Raw genomic sequence first — 5,315 nt, forward strand, 5'->3', positions numbered from 1 at the left:
AGCCTTACCCGCGACACACCGAACCCGGTTCGGACACCAGCTCCGCGAAATTCCGTCTGCCGCTCGGACATACGGCGAGCTGATCCGGAAGGGCTGGACGAGTTCGGACGCGGTGAGACTGCGCGCGGCTCACGATCCGCCATGTTGCTGTATCGGGCCAGGTGCGCACGACCGCAAGCGCGCTCATCGGCGGATGAGGACGTTCTTCGCGGCAGCGAACTCACCGACACGCGATGTTCCAGACCGCAACCCGCTGAGCCCGGTTCGAGGCCAGGGATACGTGCCGGTACGGTTGCACGATCTGTGGGCTGCTGCGGGAGGGGAGGCGGATGTCGAAAGAGGTTGGCGGGAAGCGGTTCCGGCCGCCGGAGGACGCGCAGAAGCCGAGCAGGCAGTCGATTGCCGAGGCGAGGGCGGCGTTCGCCGAGTTCGATAGGCGTGCGGGGCGTCACCGCGGTCGCTACCACGAGGAGGAGCCGGTTCCGCCTGGTGCGGGCGCCCTGGCGGTGATGCCACGCCGGGTGTATGGCGACCGCTCTGTCGACCGGTGGCCGGGTAGCGCGGACGAGCAGGCTGCGCTGCGGGTTCGCGCCGAATCCGAGCGCCGTCTCCAGGACCGGATTCGAATCGCGTTGCAGTGGGCCGATATACCAGCGGCGATACGCGCCGGGTACAGCGAGGCCGGTGTATTGGAACTCGCTCGGCGGAACGCGTCTTTTGCCGAGGATGTCGATGACCTCGCCCAGCACCTCATTGCGGCCGGGCTTCCGGCACGGCCCGGCGCGGTATGGGACCGGCGCGCAGTGAGCGAGGTCATCGGGCTGCTGTGGCCGCAGGAACGGGCAGGCGCCTGGTCACGCGGAGAATTGGGCACATATCCGGGCTATCTGGGCCCGTTGCGCGACAAGCCGGGTTTCATCACCCAGTTCTCGACGACCGCACCACCGGGCGGCCAATTCCGGTGCATGCGCTGTGGCGCTCGGTGGCCTGCCGGGTGGCCGGATACCGGGGACGGCCTCAGAGAGTTGCAGTGCCCGGATTGCCTGACCCCCGGCGGGAGTACCGGCGCCCGCGACACCGAGCACAGCATCATCGACTTGCACTGGATGATGGACCGATTCGCACCCCGCCCGGTGGGCCCGTGTTCCACGTGCGGCGCTGCGCGTGAGCTGATACCGCGCGGCTCCAGCAGCCCGGATCGGGTGCTGTACTGGACTTGCGCGCACGGGGACGCTCTTCGCCGCGACGAGCATTTCATGAGGTCACTCGAACGCGCGGAGTGGGAATCGACGGCCGCCCACTACGCGTACTGGCTGGCCGTCGACATGCTCCGGATGGCTTATTACAGCGGTGAAGTCACAGACCTTCCGTTCGGTGCCACCTATGTCGCCCGCGACGGCAGCGATGAGCGGTGGGTCTACCGTCCTGGCGGCTGGCAACGGCAGGACGGCGACACCGCTACCGCTGCGGGTCGATGACATCACGATCAGCGGCATGAACGCACGTCCGGTCCGGCGACGCGGATGTGTCGGACGGCAACCGGTCAGCTGCGTCGGTTCGCGATAGGCATCGAATATCACACCGCAGTCCTATTCCGCGTCATACCAGAGGGTTACGGCTGACGAGAATTTGGCCGATAGCTTCGGGGTATCGAAATCAGCGCCCGCTCCGACGTCGACCGGCCGGCATCGTCGACGGACGGAGGTGGCGTCTCCGACTCAGCTCTCAGGAAGATCTATGACGACACCTGCCTTGGTCCCCGAGTCCTCTCCACGGTCACCGCAGCGCGGCGCCGACGGTGATTACGCCCGTCTGTTGCGCCGGATCTCCGACGCGGGGCTGATGGACCGGCGTCCCGTCTACTACGCCGTCCGGCTCGGCCTCGTCGGAGTCGCGTTCGCGGCCGGCTGGGCGGCGTTCGTCCTCGTCGGCGATTCGTGGGGGACGCTGCTGGTCGCGGGGTTCATGGCCGTGACGTTCGCTCAAATCGCACTGGTCATGCACGATGTCGCGCACCGCCAAGTCTTCCGGCTTCGGCAGCCGACAGAACTCGTGGGACGACTCGTCGGCAATGCCGGCATCGGCCTGGGCTACGGCTGGTGGCAGGACAAACACACCCGGCATCACGCCAATCCGAACCACGAGGAACTCGACCCCGATGTCGCACCCGACATTCTGGTCTGGTCACAACAGCAGGCACGGTCCAGCCGAGGTCTGGCTCGTCTCATCGGAAGGGCGCAGGCGTTCCTCTTCTTTCCCCTCCTGTTGCTGGAGGGCCTGAACCTTCATGTGGCCGGCGTACGCGCGCTCAGGAATCGATCGGTCAAACACCGCGGATTGGAGGGCGCACTGCTGTTCGTCCACTTCGCCGCCTACCTGGCCGCACTGTTCGCGGTTCTGCCCGCCGACAAAGCCTTCGCGTTCCTCGCTGTGCACCAGGGCCTCTTCGGCCTGTACATGGGCTGCATCTTCGCCCCGAACCACAAGGGCATGCCCACGTTGACCGGCGACGATCGTCCCGACTACCTCCGTCGCCAGGTGCTGACCTCCCGTAACGTGCGGGGTGGCGCGTTGACCGACTTCGCCCTCGGCGGGCTCAACTATCAGATCGAGCATCATCTGTTCCCGAGCATGCCGACGCCGAATCTGCGGCACGCCCAGGTGATCGTCCGCGACTACTGCAACGAAATCGGCGTGCCCTACCACGAGACCGGGCTCATCTCCTCTTACCGCGAGGCGCTGAGACACCTGCACCACGTCGGCGCTCCCCTGCGCACTCCCGATCGACACCCGGGTGCCGGGTCGCCACAACGCAGTCGTTGAACCCGAGCTGGGCATCATGACGCACCGGAGTCGGCGGCTGCGGAGTTGGGCTGCGCCGCTCATCGGCATCAATGAGCCCGACCACGCGCTCAGCGGCAATACAGCGCTTCTAGTCGTTGAAGGCGCTGCTCGTAGGTATCCAACCGGCCGGGGAACCAGGGCTGCTTACAGCTCGCGGCATCACAGAATGCCGTGATCTCGGGTTGTGTGATCACCAGCGGGTCAGTTGGCGGGTTGGTGGCCGATCGCGGTGTCAGTGGGGGTATCAGGTGTGTGTCAGCGCGGTGTCAGCCAGCCCGGCGACAGTGTGTACATCAACAAAACGACCGGCGCCGGCACGGTTCCGGTCGCCGATCACAACCGATTTCGAGGAGTACACGCCATGTCCGACACCATTACCCTGACCGATCAGGACAAGAGCACCCTGCGCACCGCCGCCTACGGTGCGGTGTCCCTGATGGCCGCCTCGGGTGCCCCGCACAAGGGCATCACGCACGGATCCATCGCCCTGACCTCGGCGACCGGGCTGGTCGGGCACGTGCTCGCCGCCAAGTCCAAGGACATTCACCTGTCGGGCAAGACCGTCGCCCAACTCGCCGACCACGTGCTGCCGAGCCTGACCGCAGCCATGCGACTGCTCGGCCAGCAGCATCCGGGCGAAGCCGACAACTTCCGCGATACCGTCCTCGTCGCCGTCTCAGCCGCCGCCAGGCCCCGCAACGCCGAGCCCAGCCCCGCCGTGGCTGCGATGGCCCGCAAGATCACCGCGGCACTCGACGCCGCCTGACGGATGCGGCTCGCACGGTACAGTCGCGGGGTCCTCTCCGGACCCCGCGACACGGCCACGACCGTCGAACTCCGAGTGCGGCCGCGTGGCCGTTGGGAACCGTGCGACAGGCCGGGGTCACGCCGTCGCCGCGTTGCGGGCACCAGGCAGCTCGCCGCATTCGCGGGCTAACCGATCGGCAGCACGCTCAGGATCGGGTCGTAGGCCCAATTCAACATGCGCTCGGCGTCGACCTTCGCGGCGACTTCACTGTCGGGTGAGCTGTGCAGGACCACACCGATCAGCGGTATTCCCGCCCGGACCGTCTCGAACAGCAGGCAGGTTCCCGCAGCGTCGGTCCATCCGGTTTTGATGCCGATGGCGCCGGGGTAGTCGCGCAGCAGCAAGTTCGTGGTTTTCCAGAGGTGGGCGCGGTTGCCCGGGCCGGCGGGCACGTGATAGCTCTTCGACCTGGCGATGTCGCGGAACTCCGGCAGGCTCATCGCGCGCAGGCCGAGGACCACCAGGTCCGCCGGTGTGGAGTAGGTGGAGTGGTCGGTGGGGGCGGGCAGCCCGCTGGGGTCAGTGAAATGTGTTCTCGCCAGGCCCATCTCACGCGCGGTGTCGTTCATTCTGGCGATGAAGCCGTCGCGACCGGGCCCGTAGGCGTCGGCAAGAGTATAGGCCGCGTCGCAGCCGGACGGCAGCATCAGCGCGTAGAGAAGCTGTCGCGCGGTGAGCACCTCGCCGGGAACCAGGCCCGCGGTGCTCCCGTCGTACTCGGTGCAGTAGGCGACGATTTCTCTCGGCACCGTGATGGCCCGGTCGAGGTCGCCGGCGTTGATCACGACCAGTGCCGTCATCACTTTCGTGATGCTGGCGATCGGGACCGGCGAGTCGGGCTGTCGCGACCACAGCACCGTGCCGGTGATTCCCTCTGCCAGCGCCGCTCCCGACGCCTGCACGGCGTCCAGCTCGGACGTCAGCCAAGGCAACTGAATTCGGGCGTCGCTCGCGGCGGGGGCGGCCGCGATGTCCTGCCCCGCCGCCACGACCAATACCCCGGCAACCACGCTTAGCAACACTCTAGCTAATCTTCGCATAGCGACATTCTGCCGCCGAACTTCGACAAAAGCGGTATTTCATGGATTGCACTACCGCGCCTCTCGGAATCAGCATGTAGTCAGCTAATACACGAGGTGTTGAATTCGACGCTGGCCGCGTGCGACCTCGCCTCGTGGCCCAGCAATACAATGGCGTCGGCCGCGGGGCAGCGGTGATGGGCTTCGACGCAATGATGTTGCGGCACAGCGATACTGTGAGCGGTATGCGGTGGCTGGTTGCGGTGGTTTCGGTGCTTCTATCGGTTGGATGCGCGCAGGTCACAACGGGGAAGCCGGAGCCGGTGGCGGGCTCGTCGCAGGTAGGGGCGGGGCCGTCGCAGACGGGGAAGCCGGAGAAGGACGGGGATTTGCGGGATCGGATCCAGTGGGTTCGGCAAGGTTCGCCGGTCGATCTCGCTCGCTTCCGCTCGGTGCGGATCGACGGCGGCCCGGTGACCGATCTGGTGTCCGACATCGCGTTCGTCAGCCCCACCCGCAAGATCAGCTGCATCACCGGCGTCGAGTTCGACTTCGACGGGTTCGACTGCATGGTCGAATTGCGGGAACCGGTCCCGGCGCCGGGTGAGGGCTACGGCCAGTGGTTCGGCGGCTACGTGACCTAC

General features: G+C 66.7%; 4 protein-coding genes and 1 pseudogene. 4 read left to right on the forward strand and 1 reads right to left on the reverse strand.

Annotated elements, in window-relative coordinates:
• Nucleotides 1-329: 329 nt before the first annotated feature.
• From ON27_RS29865 to ON27_RS29875, 3 genes are all read left to right on the forward strand, one after another.
• Nucleotides 330-1,478: a hypothetical protein gene (locus ON27_RS29865; RefSeq protein ID WP_245560301.1), complete on the forward strand. Its 1,149-nt coding sequence runs from the start codon at nt 330-332 to the stop codon at nt 1,476-1,478.
• Between the two features lie 259 nt (nt 1,479-1,737).
• A complete protein-coding gene (locus ON27_RS29870; RefSeq protein WP_051047111.1) occupies nt 1,738-2,823 on the forward strand; it encodes a fatty acid desaturase family protein in 1,086 nt (361 codons plus the stop codon).
• A 382-nt stretch (nt 2,824-3,205) separates the two neighbouring features.
• A complete protein-coding gene (locus ON27_RS29875) occupies nt 3,206-3,610 on the forward strand; it encodes a hypothetical protein (RefSeq protein WP_043735146.1) in 405 nt (134 codons plus the stop codon).
• Between the two features lie 167 nt (nt 3,611-3,777).
• Here ON27_RS29875 and ON27_RS29880 read toward each other — a convergent pair whose 3' ends face one another.
• Complete coding sequence (locus ON27_RS29880; RefSeq protein ID WP_245560325.1) at nt 3,778-4,662, reverse strand: D-alanyl-D-alanine carboxypeptidase family protein; 885 nt, start codon at nt 4,660-4,662, stop codon at nt 3,778-3,780.
• A 398-nt stretch (nt 4,663-5,060) separates the two neighbouring features.
• On the opposite strand from ON27_RS29880, the pseudogene ON27_RS43290 reads away from it, so the two are divergent.
• Nucleotides 5,061-5,315 (forward strand): annotated as a pseudogene (locus ON27_RS43290) (hypothetical protein); the annotation flags it as partial.

Origin of the sequence: Nocardia asiatica NBRC 100129 (assembly GCF_000308415.1) — a bacterium.
Lineage (GTDB): Bacteria > Actinomycetota > Actinomycetes > Mycobacteriales > Mycobacteriaceae > Nocardia > Nocardia asiatica.